Raw genomic sequence first — 317 nt, forward strand, 5'->3', positions numbered from 1 at the left:
CTCGACGTGCTCGGCCGCCAGCACGACGGGAAGGGCGGGCACCTGCAGATGAAGCAGGTCGCCGACGCCGTCGTGCTCAGCCAGAGCGCCACCACCCGCCTGGTCACCCGCCTCGAGGACCGCGGCCTGCTCTCCCGCTATCTGTGCCCCACCGACCGCCGCGGCATCTACACCGATGTCACCGAAGCCGGCCGCAAGCTGCTCGAAGAGGCCCGCCCCACCAACGAGACCGCCCTGCGCGAAGCCCTCGACGCCGCCTCGCAGAACCCCGAACTCGCCCCGCTCGTACGAGCCGTGGAGACCCTCCGCACACCCGC

1 protein-coding gene is annotated in these 317 nt (G+C 72.2%); it reads left to right on the forward strand.

Going from position 1 to position 317, the window contains the following annotated elements; genetic code table 11:
• The coding region (locus tag IG08_RS0153505; RefSeq protein WP_030622377.1) for a MarR family winged helix-turn-helix transcriptional regulator at positions 1 to 317 on the forward strand (317 nt) is incomplete at both ends.

This window comes from Streptomyces fulvoviolaceus, assembly GCF_000718165.1.
GTDB classification, from domain to species: Bacteria; Actinomycetota; Actinomycetes; order Streptomycetales; family Streptomycetaceae; genus Streptomyces; species Streptomyces fulvoviolaceus.